The sequence below is a fragment of the Streptomyces umbrinus genome, assembly GCF_030817415.1.
Taxonomy (GTDB): Bacteria; Actinomycetota; Actinomycetes; order Streptomycetales; family Streptomycetaceae; genus Streptomyces; species Streptomyces umbrinus_A.
Window position 1 is genome coordinate 9,218,157 of the sequence record NZ_JAUSZI010000002.1, and the last position, 17,394, is coordinate 9,235,550.

At 72.9% G+C, this 17,394-nt stretch carries 11 protein-coding genes and 1 tRNA gene; 4 read left to right on the forward strand and 8 right to left on the reverse strand.

The genetic code is table 11. The annotated features are described in order from the left end of the window. Positions 1 to 2: 2 nt before the first annotated feature. The 5 genes from QF035_RS40735 to QF035_RS40755 form a co-directional block, all read right to left on the reverse strand. Positions 3 to 3,656: an NACHT domain-containing protein gene (locus QF035_RS40735; RefSeq protein WP_307526298.1), complete on the reverse strand. Its 3,654-nt coding sequence runs from the start codon at positions 3,654 to 3,656 to the stop codon at positions 3 to 5. 13 nt (positions 3,657 to 3,669) lie between these two features. Next, complete coding sequence (locus QF035_RS40740) at positions 3,670 to 3,993, reverse strand: trypco2 family protein (RefSeq protein WP_307526300.1); 324 nt, start codon at positions 3,991 to 3,993, stop codon at positions 3,670 to 3,672. A gap of 140 nt (positions 3,994 to 4,133) precedes the next feature. Next, positions 4,134 to 5,597 (reverse strand): M1 family metallopeptidase, encoded by a 1,464-nt coding sequence (locus QF035_RS40745; protein WP_307526301.1) that lies wholly within the window; start codon positions 5,595 to 5,597, stop codon positions 4,134 to 4,136. Continuing rightward, positions 5,585 to 9,460: a Pls/PosA family non-ribosomal peptide synthetase gene (locus QF035_RS40750; protein ID WP_307526303.1), complete on the reverse strand. Its 3,876-nt coding sequence runs from the start codon at positions 9,458 to 9,460 to the stop codon at positions 5,585 to 5,587. Before QF035_RS40750 ends, QF035_RS40745 begins: the two co-directional genes overlap by 13 nt. Before the next feature lie 307 nt (positions 9,461 to 9,767). Then, positions 9,768 to 9,852 (reverse strand) — tRNA-Leu (locus tag QF035_RS40755). 145 nt (positions 9,853 to 9,997) lie between these two features. On the opposite strand from QF035_RS40755, the gene QF035_RS40760 reads away from it, so the two are divergent. The 3 genes from QF035_RS40760 (at position 9,998) to QF035_RS40770 (ending at position 12,798) form a co-directional block, all read left to right on the forward strand. Continuing rightward, positions 9,998 to 11,377, forward strand: a complete 1,380-nt coding sequence (locus QF035_RS40760; protein ID WP_307526305.1) for a M20/M25/M40 family metallo-hydrolase — start codon at positions 9,998 to 10,000, stop codon at positions 11,375 to 11,377. A gap of 170 nt (positions 11,378 to 11,547) precedes the next feature. Next, on the forward strand, positions 11,548 to 11,781 hold the full coding sequence (chpH, locus tag QF035_RS40765) for a chaplin ChpH (protein WP_307526307.1): 234 nt from the start codon (positions 11,548 to 11,550) through the stop codon (positions 11,779 to 11,781). Between the two features lie 207 nt (positions 11,782 to 11,988). Continuing rightward, positions 11,989 to 12,798, forward strand: a complete 810-nt coding sequence (locus QF035_RS40770) for a chaplin (RefSeq protein WP_307526309.1) — start codon at positions 11,989 to 11,991, stop codon at positions 12,796 to 12,798. Between the two features lie 154 nt (positions 12,799 to 12,952). Here QF035_RS40770 and QF035_RS40775 read toward each other — a convergent pair whose 3' ends face one another. Further along, a complete protein-coding gene (locus tag QF035_RS40775) occupies positions 12,953 to 13,141 on the reverse strand; it encodes a DUF5703 family protein (protein ID WP_033323315.1) in 189 nt (62 codons plus the stop codon). Between the two features lie 47 nt (positions 13,142 to 13,188). On the opposite strand from QF035_RS40775, the gene QF035_RS40780 reads away from it, so the two are divergent. Continuing rightward, positions 13,189 to 13,893 (forward strand): hypothetical protein, encoded by a 705-nt coding sequence (locus QF035_RS40780; RefSeq protein WP_307526310.1) that lies wholly within the window; start codon positions 13,189 to 13,191, stop codon positions 13,891 to 13,893. A 129-nt stretch (positions 13,894 to 14,022) separates the two neighbouring features. Here the strand turns inward: QF035_RS40780 and QF035_RS40785 are convergent, their stop codons facing one another. Beyond that, positions 14,023 to 16,353 carry a helix-hairpin-helix domain-containing protein gene (locus tag QF035_RS40785; protein WP_307526311.1) on the reverse strand — a complete coding sequence of 777 codons (2,331 nt, stop codon included), beginning with the start codon at positions 16,351 to 16,353 and terminating at the stop codon, positions 14,023 to 14,025. Then, positions 16,350 to 17,333, reverse strand: coding sequence for an aldo/keto reductase (locus QF035_RS40790; RefSeq protein ID WP_269650906.1), 984 nt, complete (start codon positions 17,331 to 17,333; stop codon positions 16,350 to 16,352). The genes QF035_RS40785 and QF035_RS40790 overlap by 4 nt, the downstream gene beginning before the upstream one ends. Between the last annotated feature and the right edge of the window lie 61 nt (positions 17,334 to 17,394).

The following is a 17,394-nucleotide window of genomic DNA, read 5'->3' on the forward strand; positions in this document are numbered from 1 at the left end:
TGTCAGGTGGAGAACCAGCCGCCCGGCTTGATGTCCACCCCGAGCCTGCGCAGCGTCGCGTCCTTCAACCGCGGGTCGAAGTCGCCCATGGCGTTGGCCGCACGGACCTGTACGGAGCGGCCGGCCTCCGGTGACTCGGCCAGTTCCCGCAGCAGCCGCAGCCCCTCCTCACGGTCCACGTCCGCGAGGGCGTGCGCGGCGACCACACGGACCTCGTCGGTCGACTCGACGGCGTACGACCGCAGAAGAGGCAGCCCCGCCTCCCGGTTGCGTCCGGCGAGCAGCGCGGCGGCCCGGATGCGCGGGCCGTCGTCCCAGCCCGGCTCCCGGGACAGCGCGGCCAACCGGGCCTCCCCGTCGGCCGGTTCGTAGTGGGCGAGCTCAAGTGCCGCGCGCAGCCGGTGCTGGGGTTCCTGGCCGGCGGAGCGGGCGATGGCGTCCAGTGCACGAGCCCCTTCCGCTTGGTCGTGCTGCGCGAGCAGCACCGCGGCGTCGCAGCCGTAGCGGCCGTGCAGGGCGCCGTCGGCGAAGTCGCGCAGGAGGAGCGTGCCCGCGTCGGCCCGGTAGCGGGCGAGGCGGTGCGCGGCTTCGACGCGGTAGCCGGCGTCGACCCGTTCGTCGCGGGCGATGCGCTCCAGGAGCAGCGTCGCCTCGGTCCGGGGCCGGCCGTCGTCCTCGGCCGACGAGGCGAGCGCGTCGGCCGCGTACACCCGGCTGTCCGCGAAGAACCGCTCGTCGGCGGCGAACCGCCGTAGCCAGTCGGTCCCGGCCGTCGGGTCGTGGGCGCACAGCGCGATGGCCGCGTCGACCTTGGCCACGTCGGGGCAGCGCGGGTCGGCGACCAGGGCGCGCAGCCGGGACGTACCCGCGGAGGTGTCGTGGTCGGCCAGCCGGGCGGCGGCCACGGCGCATTGGCGGGACGGAGCGTCGTCCGCGAACCGGGCGAGCAGCTCCGTGCCCTCCTCCCGGTCGATGTGGGCCAGGTACCACGCCGCGGCGATCCGCAGGTCGAGTGGATACGAGCCGTCGTGCGCGAAGGTCCTCAGCAGGTCCGTGCCGCGCGGGTCGTGACCGGCCAGGGCTCCGGCGGCGTTGATCCGGTCCACGGGCACCGATCGGGGATCGGTCGCCATGTCGTGCAGCCGGCGCTGCTGCTGCGGCAGATGCGCGAGCGAGGAGTGGGTCCCGCGCCAGTTCCGGACGACCGGGGCCGTATCGCGCTCCTGCTCGTCGGTGCGGCGCCACAGGAGTTCGAGGATCCGGCCGCGGGTGTCCTCGTCGCACATGCCCTCCGCCAGCAGCGACGCCGCCTGCTCGACCCGTTCGGGATCGGCGGCCAGCTCGCTGGTGATCCCGCGCCGCACGTCGGGCGGATGTCGGTCGAAGGCGAACAGCGCGGCGACCCGGGTGTCGGCGTCGGAGAGGGCGTCGCCCCAGGTGGCGGGATCGGTGCCGTAGCGGTCCCGGAGGTGCTCCGCGGCCAGGTACTCGGCGAACGTGCGGTGCAGGAAACGGGGATGAGCCGTATGGACGTCGACGACCACCCCGGTGGCTTCGAGCAGCGCGGTCACCGCCCGGCGCCGGTACGGGTCGCCGTCGGCGGGTTCGATGGGGTCGGCCGGGTCGGCCAGCAGTCCCGTGGCGGCGCCGACGATCGGTGTGCCGTGCCGCAGATACGTGTCGGCGAGGTCGCCGAGGAAGCCGCGCAGCGCGACGGTGACGGCGGCGTGCCGCGGGGCCTCCCGCGCGTGCCGCTCGCGCAGCCTGCCCAGCAACTCCTCGATCCGGTCCCGCAGATGGGGTTCGTACGGGCTCTGCCGCTGCGGGAAGCGGCCGAGGAACTCCGCCACCGCGCGGGCGTACAGATCGACCCTGCGGGTCTGCACGCGCGGTTCGCCGCCCGGGTCGAAGTACTGGCCGACCGCGAGATGCGCGAGCAGGGGCAGCCGCACCAGGTCGAGCATGCCGTTGCCCCGTACGTACGCCAGGAACTCCGCCGCCCGCGCCGCGGCCCGCTCGTGGACCTCGGGGTCCAACAGTCGTTCGGTGCCGCCCGTCTGATGGGCCATCACGAATCGGCGCAGCTGCTCGACGGTGAACGGCTGCAACCGGAACTCCGTGGCTCCGGCGCCGGCCAGGCCGCGCCAGGCGCTGTCGTGCAGGCTGCGCGCGGACAGCAGCAGACGGCGCTCCATGCCGGGCCCGCTCGCGCTCTCCCGGGCCGCGGCGAGCAGAACCTCCATGACCTGCCGCCAGTCCTCGGGCCCGGTCACCTCGTCGAGCGCGTCCACCATCACCAGCACCCGCGCGCCCGGCACCGGTGGCTCCGCGTCCAGCAGTGCCCGTGCCGCCGGCCCCGCGGCCGACGCGATCGAGTCGTGCCCCACGAGCTCGCGCGCGGCGATCCGCAGCGGGAGCAGCGGGCCGAACGGCGCCCCGTCCGGTCCGTCCGCCCGTGTCGCGCCCCGCCACCACTGCCAGGCCGTGGCCTCCACGTACTCCAGCAGGCTGGACTTGCCGACCCCCGCCTCCCCGGTGACGACGATGTGGCGGACGGTCGGATCGGTGAGGAGCCGCTTGACGGACACCGGCTGCCCGGTGACCCGGAGAGGCCCGGCCGGGGCCTGGGCGTCCCGGTCGGCGGTGGTGTCGAGCCGCTGCTGGGTGTAGACGCGCGCGAGTTCGCCGGGCTCGGCGGCCCGGTAGGTGAGACCGCCCCGGTCCCGTACCGCGTCGGGTGCGGGAGCGGCGGCGAGCAACTCGGGCGGCAGCAGCGGACGGTGGCCCCGGCGCCAGAACCGTCCCTTGGTGCCCGGCGGCCTCGGCGAGGTGCTCCGGCGACCGTCCGTGCCCTGGAGCCGCGTGCCGTCACCGGAGTCGGCCCGCCCCGGATCCCGCTCCGGCCGCTCGATCCGCCCGTGCGCCCAGGCGCCCGCTCCGCCGGCCCACCGGATCCACTCCGCCAGCAGCGGATCGTCCGCGAACGTCCGCGCGGGCACGGCCCGCAGCTCGGCGACGGGTCCGGAACCGCCACCGGCGTCGGCGGTGACAAGTCCCACCAGCCGGTCCCCGGCGAACAGCGCGGCCCCCGACATCCCCGCCCAGCCGCTGCCGGGCATCGGCCGCGCGAGCGCGCCGGTCGTGATGACCCAGTGCCCGGACCGCACCCCCGACAGCGGGTGCACCACCCCGCCGAACTGCCGGGACTCACGCACCCTGTCCACCACATCGTGGTCGGGGAAGCCGACGGCGGTGACCTCGACCGGGTCGGCGGAGACGAGATCGGCCCAGTACGTCGTCGCCCACCCTGCCGTCGGCGTCGCCTGGTGGGCGTCCTCGGTGACCAGCAGCAGCGCCACATCGCACTCGGGCCGCCACCACACCGTCACCGCGTTCCGGAACGGCCGCCCCGCGGAGGCGTCCGCCAACGCCCTTACCCGGCACGGGTCGCGGCCTTCGGACAGCTCGTCCAGCGCCGCCGGGGACAGGGAGCGGCGAGGCGGTGGGGCACCGGGAGCGGTCTCGCCGACAGGTGCCGTGCCCGCGGCCGCGTGCCACACCGTGAGTACGAGCTGCGGCGTGATGAACCACCCCGAACCCACCACGCCGGCCCGGGGGTTGAACACCTCCGCGACACGCTGAGCGGTCAACGGCACGTCCAGGTCCTCCTCAGCGCGGCTCGCCGTCGACGTCCGCGGTCACCCGCACGGGACCTTCCCCGCCCGCCGCCACCGGGTTGAGCGTGAGGGACAGCCGGTGCGTCGTCTCCGACGCGGCCTTTCCCGCCGCCCCGAACGACACCACTCCGAAGCTCAGTCCGCCGCTACCCGAACCCTCGCGCGTGATGGCGAGCGCCAACTCGACGTCCACCTGCCCGAGTTCGAACTGCAGGGGCTCACCGCTGCCGCGCGCCATCGCGGCCGTCAACTCGGCACGCAACGCCTCGATCGTCTCGGCAAGACCACCGGCAACAGCCCCGCTCTCACTGCCCATCGCACGACCCCCGTGACTTCGCTGCGGCACCGTGAACACCGTCCATGATGACACCCGCGTCTCCCGGCACCCCTAGGGCCCTTCTGATGGATCTCCGCGGCGTCGCGGCGCCCGGGCGGCGAGTCGGACCCCGCCGGGCGCTACGCGGAGTCGGCGTTCGAGGGCGGATACGGCGGCCGCGCCGGAATCGCCGCCGAGGGGGACGGCAGCGGCGGCAACGCCGTCTCGTGCAGCCACGACCGGAACAGGTCGTCCAACGGCTCGGTCGCATACCGAGCCACATGCGTGGTGAAGGCCGCCGTGGTGACCGTGCCGCCCCGGTGCACCGACGCCCACCCACGCAGCATCCGGAAGAACGCGTCGTCCCCCAGCGCACACCGCACCGCGTGCAGCAGCAGCCCGCCGCGCTCGTAGAGCCGGTCGTCGAACATCAGCTTGCGGCCCGGGTCGGACAGCCTCAGGTCCTGCGGCAGCGCGGACAGCTTGCGGTGCGCGAGGCCCGCGAGCGCCTGGGCTTTGCGCCCGCCGGACCGCTCCGACCACAGCCACTCCGCGTACTTCGCGAACCCCTCGTTCAGCCAGATGTGCCGCCAGTCGGCGATGCTCACACTGTTGCCGAACCACTGGTGGGCCAGCTCGTGGGCCACCAGCCGCTCCGAACTCCGCGCCCCGTCCACGTGGTTGGCGCCGAACAGGGAGAGCCCCTGTGCCTCCACCGGGACGTCCAGCTCCTCCTCGGTGACGACCACCGCGTACTCGCCGAACGGATACGGGCCGAAGAGCTCCTCGAAGAGCTGCATCATCGACGGCTGCCGTGCGAAGTCCCGGGAGAACTCGGTGAGCAGGTGCGCCGGAATGTGCCCGGCCTGCGGGACACCGCCGAGACCCGGATCACCGAGCAGCACGGTCTGGTACTTCCCGATCGACAGCCCGACCAGATAGCTGGACGTGGGCGCCGACTGCTCGTACACCCATGTCGTCGTGGACGCCTTCGTCGTACGGGTCAGCAGCCGGCCGCCCGCCACCACCGAGTACGCCGACGGCGTGGTGATCGAGATCTGGTACGAGGCCTTGTCCGCCGGGCGGTCGTTGCACGGGTACCAGGACGGCGCCCCCACCGGCTGGCTGGCCACCAGCGCCCCGTCCTCCAGCTCCTCCCAGCCGAGCCCGCCCCACGGGCTGCGCACCGGCTTCGGGTTTCCCGACCAGTGCACCTCCACGGTGAACGCGGCCCCGGCCCGGATCGGCTTCGCCGGGCGGATCCGCAGCCTGCCGCCGCGGTGCGTGTAGTGCGTCGCCCGCCCGTCGACCCTTACCCGGCCGATCCGGAAGTCGGCCAGGTTCAGCTGGAATTCGGCGACCGGCGACCGCCCCGCTATGGCGTTCAGGCGCGCGGTGCCGGACAGCCGGTTGGGTCCCGGACGGTAGTCCAGGGCGAGTTCGTACCGATGCACCCGGTAACGGGGATCACCGTTCGCCGGGAAGTACGGATCCGCTCCCGCTGTCTGCTGAACCACTGAAGTGTCTGCTCCCTGCGCTGTGCTCGTACGGCGTGCCGGTGTTCCCTCCCCGGGCGCCGTACGGGCCGCGCCTAGGGACGCCATGCCTCGATCGGGTTGCCCAGCCAACGGGTGTCGTCGGGAACGGATTCCGCCGCCATGACGAGGGACGCGGGTCCCAGTGTGCTGCGCGCCCCGACGGTGCTGCCGGGCAGAACGATTCCGCCCGGGCCCAGGGTGGCGCCCTCACGGAGGACCACAGTATCCGTCCGCAAGATCCGGTCGTGGAAGAGGTGGGTCTGCAGCACACAGCCACGGTTCACCGTCGCCGCGTCCTGAAGCGTCACCAGATCCGTCTCGGGCAGCCAGTAGCTCTCCACCCAGACACCCTTGCCGATATGGGCGCCGAGGCCGCGGAGCCACAGGTTCATGACGGGAGTACCCGGCACGGACCCGGCCAACCACGGCACGGCGACGACCTCGACGAAGGTGTCCGCCAGCTCGTTGCGCCACACGAAACCGCTCCACAGCGGGTGCTCACCGGTCCGGTGCCGCCCCACGAGCAGCCACTTGGCGATCACGGACAGCAGCCCGGCGGCCGCTCCGGCGCCCAGCAGCACGATCCCGGCGAGCGCCCAGGCCCAGGCCCCGAGCGCGCTGAGCGCGGCGATCGTCAGCACGGCCAGCGCGGCCGAGCAGAAGACGGGCACGATCCGGCACAGCTCGACAAGACCGCGCGCCCACAGCAGCCGCGCGGGCGGGTCGTACGTACGGCTCTGGTCGCCGCCCTGCGTCGAGCGCGGCAGCTTGACCGGCGGCAGCCCCAGGTAGGAGCTGCCCTTCTTGGCCTTCTTCGGCGTCGCGGACAGCACGCCGACCAGACCGCCGTCCGGCACGGAACGGCCCGGCGCGGTCATCCCGGAGTTTCCGAGGAAGGCCCGGCGCCCGATCTCCGCCCGCCCGATCCGCATCCAGCCGCCCCCGAGCTCGTACGGAGCGGTCAGGGTGTCGTCGGCCAGGAACGCGCCCTCGCCGACCGTCGTCAGGCTCGGCAGCGCGAGCACCGTCGACACCTCCGCGCCCCGCCCGATCCGCATGCCAAGCAGCCGCAGCCACACCGGCGTGGCCAGCCCGGCGTACAGCGGGAACAGCGTGTCGCGGGAGCGGTCCATCAACTGCGTGACCGTCCAGGCCTGCCAGCCGATCCTGCTGTGCGTCGGATGCGTACCGGGCCGCAGTCCAAGACTGAGCAGTCGCACGTTGACCAGCAGAATCAGCGCGTACGTGAGACCGAAGGCCAGCGTCGCCGGTACCAGCGCGACCGCGGCACCCCGCAGCGCCTCGCCGAGCCCGGCGTCCGGCGAGACGAAGACACTCGCCACGAGCAGCGCGGCAAGACCCGCGACCAGCGGCAACGCGGAGAGCGCGAAGCCGGTGGCGCCGTACATGACGCGCCAGTACGTGCCCTTCTGCGGGCGCTCCTTGGGCCAGTCCCGCTTGGCCTTGCCGAGCTTGGCCGCGGGAGCTCCGGCCCACCGCTGACTGGTGGGGATGTGTCCGGCCACGGCCGAACCGGGGGCCACCTCGGACCGCTTGCCCACCCGGGCGCCCGGGAAGAGGATGCTGCGGGTGCCGACCACGGCGTGCGCGCCGACCTTGACCGGGCCGATCTCCAGCCGGTCGCCGTCCAGCCAGTGCCCCGACAGGTCCACCTCGGACTCCACGGCGGCACCGCGGCCGAGCTTGAGCATGCCGGTCACCGGCGGCAGCGAGTGCAGATCCACGTCGGACCCGACTTTGGCACCGAGCGCCCGCGCGTACCGCTCCAGCCACGACCCCGTCAGCGAGGTCGCCCCGCTGAACTCGGCCAGCCGCTCGGCCGTCCACAGCCGCAGATGCACGCTCCCGCCCCGCGGATACCGCCCGGGCTTCAGACCGCGCAGCAGCAGCCGCGCACCGCCGGCCGCGATCGCGAGCCGCCCCGGCGGACTGAAGAGCAGCCCGACCCCCGCCGCGACGACCCACCACGACGCGGTCGGCACCCACGGATACGGACCGAACCAGTGCAGTACGTTGCCCAGCGCGGCCAGCGCCACGGTCCAGCGCAGCCCGAGCAGGGTGAACAGCGGGACGAGCACCAGCAGTTGGACGACCTTGGCGCGCAGGGGCACGGGCGCGATCACGCGGGCGGCGCTGTCGCCCTGCGCGGACTTCTCCAGATGCCGGGCCAGCTTGCGCAGCACGGGCTGCTGGTAGATGTCGACCACGGCCGCGCTCGGGTAGCGGGTGCGCAGCCGGGTGGTGAGCTGGGCGGCGGCGAGACTGCTGCCGCCGATCGCGAAGAAGTCGTCCCGTGCCGAGCCGACCGGGATGCCGAGCACCTCGCTCCACTGCTCGGCGAGCCATGCCTCGGTGCCGTACAGCTGCTCGGTGGGCCCGCCGGTCTCCAGGCCCTCCAGGGGCCAGGGGAGGGCGTTGCGGTCGACCTTGCCCGAGGTCCGGGTCGGCAGGTCGGCGACCGGTGCGAGCAGCGGGACCAGGGCGGCGGGCAGTTCGGCGCGCAGCTTCTCGACGGCCGTCGCGTGGTCCCAGCCGTCCTGGGTGACCACATAGCCGACGAGCAACTGGTTGCCGCTGCGGGCGGTACGGACCGCGGCCGCGGCACCCGCGACACCGGGCAGCGCCTGGAGCGCGGCGTCCACCTCGCCGAGTTCGATGCGGCGCCCGCCGAGCTTGATCTGCTCGTCGGCCCGCCCGAGGAAGACCAGCCCCTGAGGCTCGGCCTTGACCAGGTCACCGCTGCGGTAGGCGCGCTCCCAGCCGAGCGACTCCAGCGGGGCGTACTTCTCGGCGTCCTTCTCGGGGTCGAGATACCGGGCCAGGCCCACCCCGCCGATCACGAGCTGACCGCTGCCGCCCATCGGCACCGGCTCGCCGGACTCGTCGACGACGGCCAGCTCCCAGCCGTTGAGCGGCAGCCCGATACGGATCGGCTCCTCGCCGGTCATCAGGGAGGCGCAGGCGACGACGGTGGCCTCGGTCGGCCCGTACGTGTTCCAGACTTCGCGGCCCTCGGTGACCAGCCGCTGCACCAGCTCGGGCGGGCAGGCCTCGCCGCCGAAGATCAGCAGCCGGACCTCGTTGAGAGCCTCCGGCTCCCACAGGGAGGCCAGTGTCGGCACGGTGGAGACGACGGTGATCTCCTGCTCGACCAGCCAGGACCCCAGATCGGCGCCGCTGCGCACCTGGGAGCGCGGCACGGGCACCAGACAGGCCCCGTACCGCCAGGCCAGCCACATCTCCTCGCAGGACGCGTCGAAGGCGACGGAGAGGCCCGCCATGACCCTGTCACCCGGACCGATCGGGTCGTCGGTCAGGAGCAGCTCGGCCTCGGCGTCCACGAAGGCGGCGGCGCTGCGGTGGCTGACGGCCACGCCCTTGGGCTTCCCGGTCGAACCGGAGGTGAAGATGATCCAGGCGTCGTGCTCGACCCCGGGCCGCGCGGCCGGCGTCTCGCTGCGCCCGTCGACGGTCAGCTCGTGCCCGGCGCCGACGACGGCCCGCACCCCGGCCTCGCCGAAGACCAGCTCGGCCCGCTCGTCCGGGTCCTCGGCGTCCACCGGTACATAGGCGGCGCCCGCCGCGAGGACGGCCAGGATCGCCACGTACAGCTCGTTGGTCCCCGACGGGACCCGGACGCCCACGCGGTCCCCGAGGCCCACCCCGGCGGCGCTCAGCCGCCGCCTCAGGGCCTCGACCTCGACGGCCAGGGCGCGGTAGCTCAGGCAGCGGTGACCGTCGTCCAGCGCGGGCTCGTCGGGGTAGGCCCGTACGGACGCGTCGAGGATGTCGACGAGGGTCCGGGGCGAGGCGGCGGAAGCGGCGGTGAAGCGGGCCGGGTCACCGAACTCCGCGCGCACCTCTTCGTCGAACAGCGCGAGTGCGGGTCCTTGCTCGAGGGCTGCCATCGGGTCCTCACGTGTCGTTCCCGGAACGTCCGGGGGAGCCGTCGGGCCCGCAGGTATGCCTGGGGATATTCCGGTCAGCTCCGAACAAGCGTGTAATTTTAGTACGACGCTAGCCCCGGACCTGCGGCTCAGCCATGTGAGGAGGCCCCAGGAGGGGTTGGAGAGCGCTTGCTCCAACGCTCTGACGTGGGGGTATGTCATCCTGACGAGATCTGCCCCACACATGGCCGTAACACCGTCGAGCCAGGGGGCGTAGACAACGAGTGAGGGCCGCGACCAGTTGGTCGCGGCCCTCACTCATCTCGTGTGTCCGAGGGGGGACTTGAACCCCCACGCCCGATAAAGGGCACTAGCACCTCAAGCTAGCGCGTCTGCCATTCCGCCACCCGGACAAGGTGTCTGTCGCGCGGGTTTCCCTCGCGGCGACGGAGGAAACATTACCAGGCTTTCGAGGGCCCCCGATCACGGGTGGGCGGGCGTGAACGACGTGTGACGGGCCTGGTCCGCCCTTGGGGTGGGCAGGGTCGGGGAGGGAGGATGGAGAGACCGCCGACGGGAACACCGCCGGCAGGCAGCGTGGGAGGAAGCAGCGTGAGTGAGCCGGACAGGACCAGGAGCGTCACGGGTGAGGACGAGGTCGTCGACCTCTGCCGCGAGCTGATCCAGATCGACACCAGCAACTACGGCGACCACTCGGGCCCGGGTGAGCGCAAGGCCGCGGAGTACGTCGCGGAGAAGCTCGCCGAGGTGGGACTCGAACCGCAGATCTTCGAGTCGCACCAGGGCCGCGCCTCCACGGTGGTCAGGATCGAGGGGGAGGACCGCTCGCGGCCCGGGCTGCTCATCCACGGCCACACCGACGTCGTACCGGCCAACGCGGCGGACTGGACGCACCACCCGTTCTCCGGCGAGATCGCCGACGGCTGTGTGTGGGGCCGCGGCGCGGTCGACATGAAGGACATGGACGCGATGACCCTCGCGGTCGTCCGCGACCGGATGCGCAGCGGCCGCAAGCCGCCCCGGGACCTCGTGCTGGCCTTCCTGGCGGACGAGGAGGCGGGCGGCAAGTTCGGCGCCAAGCACCTCGTCAACAAGCACCCCGATCTCTTCGAGGGGGTGACCGAGGCGATCGGCGAGGTCGGCGGGTTCTCCTTCACGGTCAACGAGAAGCTGCGGCTGTATCTCGTCGAGACCGCCCAGAAGGGCATGCACTGGATGAAACTGACCGTGGACGGCACCGCCGGACACGGTTCGATGATCCACAAGGACAACGCGATCACCGAACTGTCGGAGGCCGTCGGCCGGCTCGGCCGGCACAAGTTCCCGGTGCGGGTGACGAAGACGCTGCGGCACTTCCTGGACGAACTCGGCGACGCGCTGGGCACCGAGCTCGATCCGGAGAACATGGACGCGACGCTGGCCAAGCTCGGCGGTATCGCCAAGCTCATCGGCGCCTCGCTCCAGAACACCGCCAACCCGACCCAGCTGGGCGCCGGTTACAAGGTGAACGTGATCCCGGGCCAGGCGACCGCGCACGTCGACGCCCGCTATCTGCCGGGCTACGAGGAGGAGTTCCTCGCCGACCTGGACCGGATCCTCGGCCCGAACGTGAAGCGCGAGGACGTGCACGCCGACAAGGCGCTGGAGACCACCTTCGACGGGGCGCTCGTGGACGCCATGCAGACCGCGCTGTCCGCCGAGGACCCGATCGCGCGGGCCGTGCCGTACATGCTCTCCGCAGGCACCGACGCCAAGTCCTTCGACGACCTCGGCATCCGCTGCTTCGGCTTCGCGCCGCTGAAACTGCCGCCGGAGCTGGACTTCGCCGGGATGTTCCACGGTGTCGACGAGCGGGTGCCGGTTGACGCCCTCAAGTTCGGCGTGCGGGTGCTGGACCGCTTCATCGAGGCGTCCTGAACGCGCATTGCCTGGATTAACCCGCTGAAACGACACTCCAATAATCGCCAGCGCGTACGGGGCCGACTGAGAAGAGTGAATGCGCTCATCGGCTCGTAGCCCTATTACTCCATCCTCGTTACAGGTGATGTGATCCGCGGCTGGGATCGCATTGCCAACAAGGAGGAATAATGATCAAGAAGGTCGTCGCTGCTGCGGCTGCCACTGGTGGCCTCGTTCTCGCTGGTGCGGGGATTGCTGCTGCCGACGCCGGTGCTCAGGGTGCTGCCGTGCACTCGCCCGGCGTACTTTCGGGCAACGTCGTTCAGGCGCCGGTTCACGTGCCGGTGAACGTCTGCGGCAACACGGTCTCCGTGATCGGGCTGCTGAACCCTGCCTTCGGCAATACCTGCATCAACGCGTGACGTTGCGCTCGCCTCATGAGGGTTTGCACCTCATGAAGGTCTGAACCCATGAGGGTCTGAGTCCGCGGCCCCGGAGCGCACGCCATGCGCTCCGGGGCCGCCGACATTCCGTGTTCAGCATTCCGAGAATTCCGCGCCCGCGCATCCCGGCGCGAGCGCGTTCCTGAAGCCGCACGGCTTACGAGGATCACAAGGCAGGGAAAAGCTATGCGACAGGTCACCCGCAAAGGCCTGATGACGGTGGCGGCCGCGACCGGCGTCCTCGCCGCCACCGGCGGTTACGCGCAGGCCGACTCGGGGGCGCACGGCAGCGCCTCGGACTCCCCGGGCGTGCTCTCGGGCAACTCGGTGCAGGCGCCGGTGCACGCGCCGGTCAACGTCTGCGGCAACACCGTGAACGTGGTCGGGGTGCTCAACCCGGCGGTGGGCAACAAGTGCGCCAACAAGGGCGGCGGCTCCGGTCACCACCACTCCGGCGGCGGATCGCACGCCGGGGGGCACACGAGCAACTCACCCGGCGTGGGCTCGGGCAACCACGTCCAGGTTCCGGTGGACGTGCCGGTCAACGTCTGCGGCAACAGCGTCTCCGTCGGTGGTGTGGGCAACGCGGCCACGGGCAACGACTGCTCGAACAGCGGTGGCGGGCACGGGTCGACGCCGCCCGGGTACGGCGAGCACAACCCTCCGGGAAAGCCTGGTCAGCCGGGTGACCCCGGGGACCCGGGCCGGCCGGGCCAGCCCGGTAAGCCGGGACAGCCCGGGGACCCGGGCAACCCTGGTGACCCGGGCCGGCCCGGTGGACCCGGCGGCGACGGTGGACCGGGCCGGGACGGTGGCGTGGACCTGGGCTCCTCGAACCCGAACGACCCGGGAGCCCAGGCCGTCTCGCAGCCCAAGGGCTCCGAGCAGCTGGCGCAGACCGGCAGTGAGCTGCCGCTCGGTCTCGCGCTGCCGGTGGGCGCGGGCGCGCTGCTGGTGGGCGCCGTGCTCTACCGCAAGGCTCGCGCCTCCGTGTGAAGCGACGCCATGACACGACAAACGGTGCCACGGCACCGGACAAACAGTGTCATGGCACCATAAAAGCCCCCAAGGGCAGGCGAACACGCCCCCGCGGGGGTCGACGGAGCGGGCCCCGCATGCGCGGGCCCCGCTCCGTTTCAGCCGTCCCTCGTCACCACGTGGCACGCACCTGGCGGATGATCCGCCGGCGCAACCGCACCCTGCGGCTGCCGTCCGGGTGGAGGCTGAGGCGGTCCAACTCCCAGTGTCCGTACTCGGCATGGTCCGTCAGCAGTCGTGTCGTTTCCTTGCGGGAGACCCCGCGCGGCACGTACACGTCGACAAATTCGTATTCCGGCATCGCATCTATTGTGCGTGTGGAGGCCGTGTACGGATAGCGTCTGCACTATGTCTGATGCTGCGCAGCCCACCGCTGCCGAGGTACGCGCCGCCGCCGAGGCGGTCAAGGCCGCGCTCGACCGTCACCTGGCGGCGGTCGAGCGCAGGACGGGTGAGGACGACCCGGCCGTCTACGAGGCGTTCAACGAGCTGGCCGCGGCCGCCGAGGAGTACGACGAGCTCCTCTACGACCGCTACGACGAGGTCACTCCCTTCGAGATCCCCGGCACCGAGGACGCGCTGCCGTACACCGGGCCGGAGGAGCCCAACGCGCTGAGCGTGCTGATCCGCCGGGACTACACGGTGGTGGAGCCGCAGCGGCTGCTGGCGCAGGCGCAGCGGGTGGAGGCCGTGGAGGAGTCCGGGGCCGCGGCCGCGGGCTTCGACGCCGCGTCCGGGACTGTGCACGGCGCCCTGGGCGTCCTCTTCGGGGAGTTCGAGCCCGACGAGATCGCCTCCCGGCACAAGGAGTTCGGTCTGGAGGAGGGCGACTCCACGCTGTGGGTCACCGCCGCGGACGAGCCCGCCGAGCCGGGCGAGTGGCTGGAGGCGCCGTTCGACCACGCCGATCCGCATCAGGTGGTGTGCCGCTTCGACGTCAGCGCCGTCTTCGACGAGGAGGCCGGGGCGGACCTCGACGACGACATCGAGGACGCCGTCGAGTCGGAGCTCGACGAGGACGAGGACCTGGAGCCGCTGGACGCGGATCGCTGAGGGTCCCGCCGGTTCGTACCGGTTCGTACGGTGGCGGTCGTCGGGCGTGGAGCCCGGTGACCGCCACCGGCGTGTCCGGGGCCGAAGGCCGGGAGCCGGGGCCCGGAGAGCCGGGCCCCGGGTCGGGCGTCAGCCGGCTGCCGGGACCTGGGCCTTGAGCAGGGCCGGCAGCCGGGTCGTACGCGGCTTCGCGGCGATCTCGGCCACCGCGCGCGGCAGTGCCTGATCCACCCCGTGGACCACGGAGAGGTGCTGCTCGGCGCGGCCGAAGGCGGTGTAGATCCAGGGCCGGGTGAGCGCCTGGGCGGCGTCCCCGGGCAGGACCACGACCGCGGCGGGCCACCGGGCGCCGACCGCCTGGTGCGCGGTGAGCGCCCAGCCGTGCCGCACGGTCTGCTCCACGCGCTCCTTCGGTACGACGACGGGGTCGCCCGCGCACTCCAGGTGCAGCCCGTCGGCGTCGGCCTTCACCACCTGGCCCGGGACCGTGCGGCCCGGCGCCGGGGAGTACGCGATCCGGTCACCCGGGTCGAAGCCGCCGAAGCGGCCCGGGCCGGGGTTGAGCCGCTCCTTCAGCGCGGTGTTGAGCGCGCGGGTGCCCGCCGCGCCGCCGTGGCCCGGGGTGATCACCTGGGTCTGCTCGGCCGGGATCCCGATGGCCCGCGGCACCGAGTCCGCGATCAGCTGCACGGTCCGGTGGACCGCCTCTCGGGCGTCGCGCACCGGGACGATCACGACCTCCTTGCCGGGGGCCGCCACCTGGTTCAGCTCGCCGATGCCGATGCCCGAGACCAGCTCGCCGACGGGGCCGGGGTCGGGGGTCCGCGAGGCGACCTGCGGGCACGCGCGTGCGGCGAGCAGATCCGCGAAGACCCGTCCGGGGCCCGCCGACCACAGCACCCCGGGGTCACCGGTCAGCACGAGCCGGGCCCCGTCGGGCAGCGACTCCGCGAGCATCGCCGCGCTCTCCACGTCGAGCTGCGGCGCGTCGAGCACGATCAGGAGGTCGGTCCGCAGCAGGCCGTCCGTGTCCCGCCCCGGGCCCTCGGCCCCGGAGAGCAGTCCGGCGACCGTGGTCACGGCCTCGTGGGGTTCGTCACCGCTGGGCGCCCCGACCGTGCTGTCGTGCGGCTCGTCCGTGCCTCGGGCTTCCTCCACCGTGGCTAGCAGTGCGGCGAACCGGCGGCGGCCGTCCGGGGTGTGGGCGGCGGCGCACACCCTCAGGCCGAGGGACCGGGCGGCCGCGGCCAGGGCCGCCGGTTCCGCGCGGGACGCCTCGCCGCCGGTGTGCAGGACGAGGCCGTGGCCCGCGACCGCACGGATCAGCTCGGCGGCGGAGCCGGTCGCGGACGACTCCCAGTCCGCGGCCGAACCGTCCTCCTTGGGCAGGGAGTTGACCACCCGGGCGAGACCGTCGGCGAGGCTCTCCTCGGCGAGCGCGTACCGCTCCAGACCGATGAGGACCCGGACCGGGCGCTCCGCCTCGCCCTCTTCGCCCTCACCCTCGTCCTCGGAGGGCGCGGGAGCCGGCGGTGCGCCGGGCTCGTCCAGCGCGTCCTGGAAGACCAGGGCGTCGCCCTCGGCGAGGGCGCTCTGCACGGCGGCATCGGGATCCGGCACCGAGCGCTGGGCGAGTGCCGCGTGAAGCGCCTGCGCCTCCAGGGCCGTGTGCCCGGCGAGGGCCGCCTGCTCCAGGAGCCATACCGTGACCGCCCGGCCCCGTCGCTCGTCGTCGGGACCGCACTCCGCGCCGAGCAGCGCCCGGGCGAACCCGTCGGCCTGCTCGGGCCTGACCCCGGCCACGCGCAGCAACTGCCAGGGGTCCTCGCGAAGTTGCGTGTCCGCCCCTTCGCCGAGCACAGCGGCGACCTGCGCAGCCAGCGCTTCCGGGGCGCCGCCCTCGACGAGCACGGCCCGTACGGTGTCGACGGCCTCGGAGGCCACCGGTGCGGGTGTGGCGGAGGGCATGGCCCGGGGTTGGCGCACCGGCTCCGGCGCGGACCTGCGCGGCGCGGGCTCCGGCTCGGTGAAGACGCTCGCCGGGGGCTTCTCCCCGCTCTCCACCGCCCGGACGGCGGCGAGCAGATCGGCGGCCTTGCCGCTCAGGCGGGCCCCGGCCTGGACGGGCCCCTCCTTCTCCGCCTTCCGCCGCTCGATCCGCTCCCGCAACTCCCGCTGCGCGGCCAACTCGGCCTCGGCCTCGGACAACTGGGCCGCGGTGTCGGCGGCGGTGCCGTCGCCGGATCCGCCGTCCGCGGTGGGACCTCCCGGCTCCGACATCCCGCCTTCACCGCTGTCTGTGTCCGTCGCGTCCGTCGTGACTGCGGCGGTTTCGTCGCCGGGGCCGGCAGGCGCGTGGCTTCCGTCCGCGGAACCCCCGTCGTCGTCGGCCCCGGGCCCCCCGGGCTCCGCGCCGGTCACCGGCTCGGTTTCCTCCGCGGCAGCGGGATCCGTGGTCACAGCGTGCTCCAGTCGTGATCGGGATAGTGGTGCACCGGCGCTGACACATCGTCGAGCGCTCGGCAGATCTCGTCAGGAAGACTAAGGGTCTCCACTGACAACGCGGCCGTGAGCTGCAGCGCGTTGCGCGCGCCGACGATCGGGGCGGCCACGCCGGGCCGGTCGCGGACCCACGCGAGGGCCACCTGGAGCGGCGTCACGGCGAGGCCGTCCGCGGCCGTCGCCACCGCGTCCACGATGCTGCTCGCCGCGTCGTCCAGGTACGGTGCGACGAACGGCGCCAGCTGTTCCGACGCGCCCCGCGAGTCCGCGGGCGTCGCGTGCCGGTACTTGCCCGTCAGGACACCCCGGCCCAGGGGCGAGGACGGCAGCAGACCGATGCCCAGGTCCAGCGCCGCGGGCAGCACCTCGCGCTCGACACCGCGCTGCAGCAGTGAGTACTCCATCTGCGTACTGGCCAGGCGCGTGCGTATCCCGGGCGCCGCGAGCTGCCAGGTCGCCGCCTTCGCGAGCTGCCAGCCGCAGAAGTTGGAGACCCCGGCATACCGCGCGCGGCCGCTGCTGACAGCGATGTCGAGAGCCTGCAGAGTCTCCTCCAGCGGCGCCTCGGGGTCGAAGGCGTGGATCTGCCACAGGTCCACGTAGTCCGTGCCGAGCCGCGCCAGCGAGGCGTCGAGCGCGGACAGCAGATGCCCCCGCGATCCGTCGAAGCGCCGGTCCGGATCGGGCACGCTCCCCGCCTTCGTCGAGATCACCAGATCCCGGCGCGGCACCAGACCCTCCATGAGCTGCCCGAGGAGGTACTCGGCCTCCCCGTCCCCGTACACATCGGCCGTGTCGACGAGCGTCCCGCCCGCTTCCCAGAACCCCTTCAACAGGTCCGCGGCGTCATGCTCGTCGGTGTCCCTGCCCCAGGTGAGGGTGCCGAGTCCGATGCGGGACACGCGAAGGCCGGTACGGCCGAGATGCCTCTGCTCCATGTGGGCTGAGATTACTGGCCAGAAGTCGGTGTGTGGGGCCCTGTGGACAACCAGGATCCCG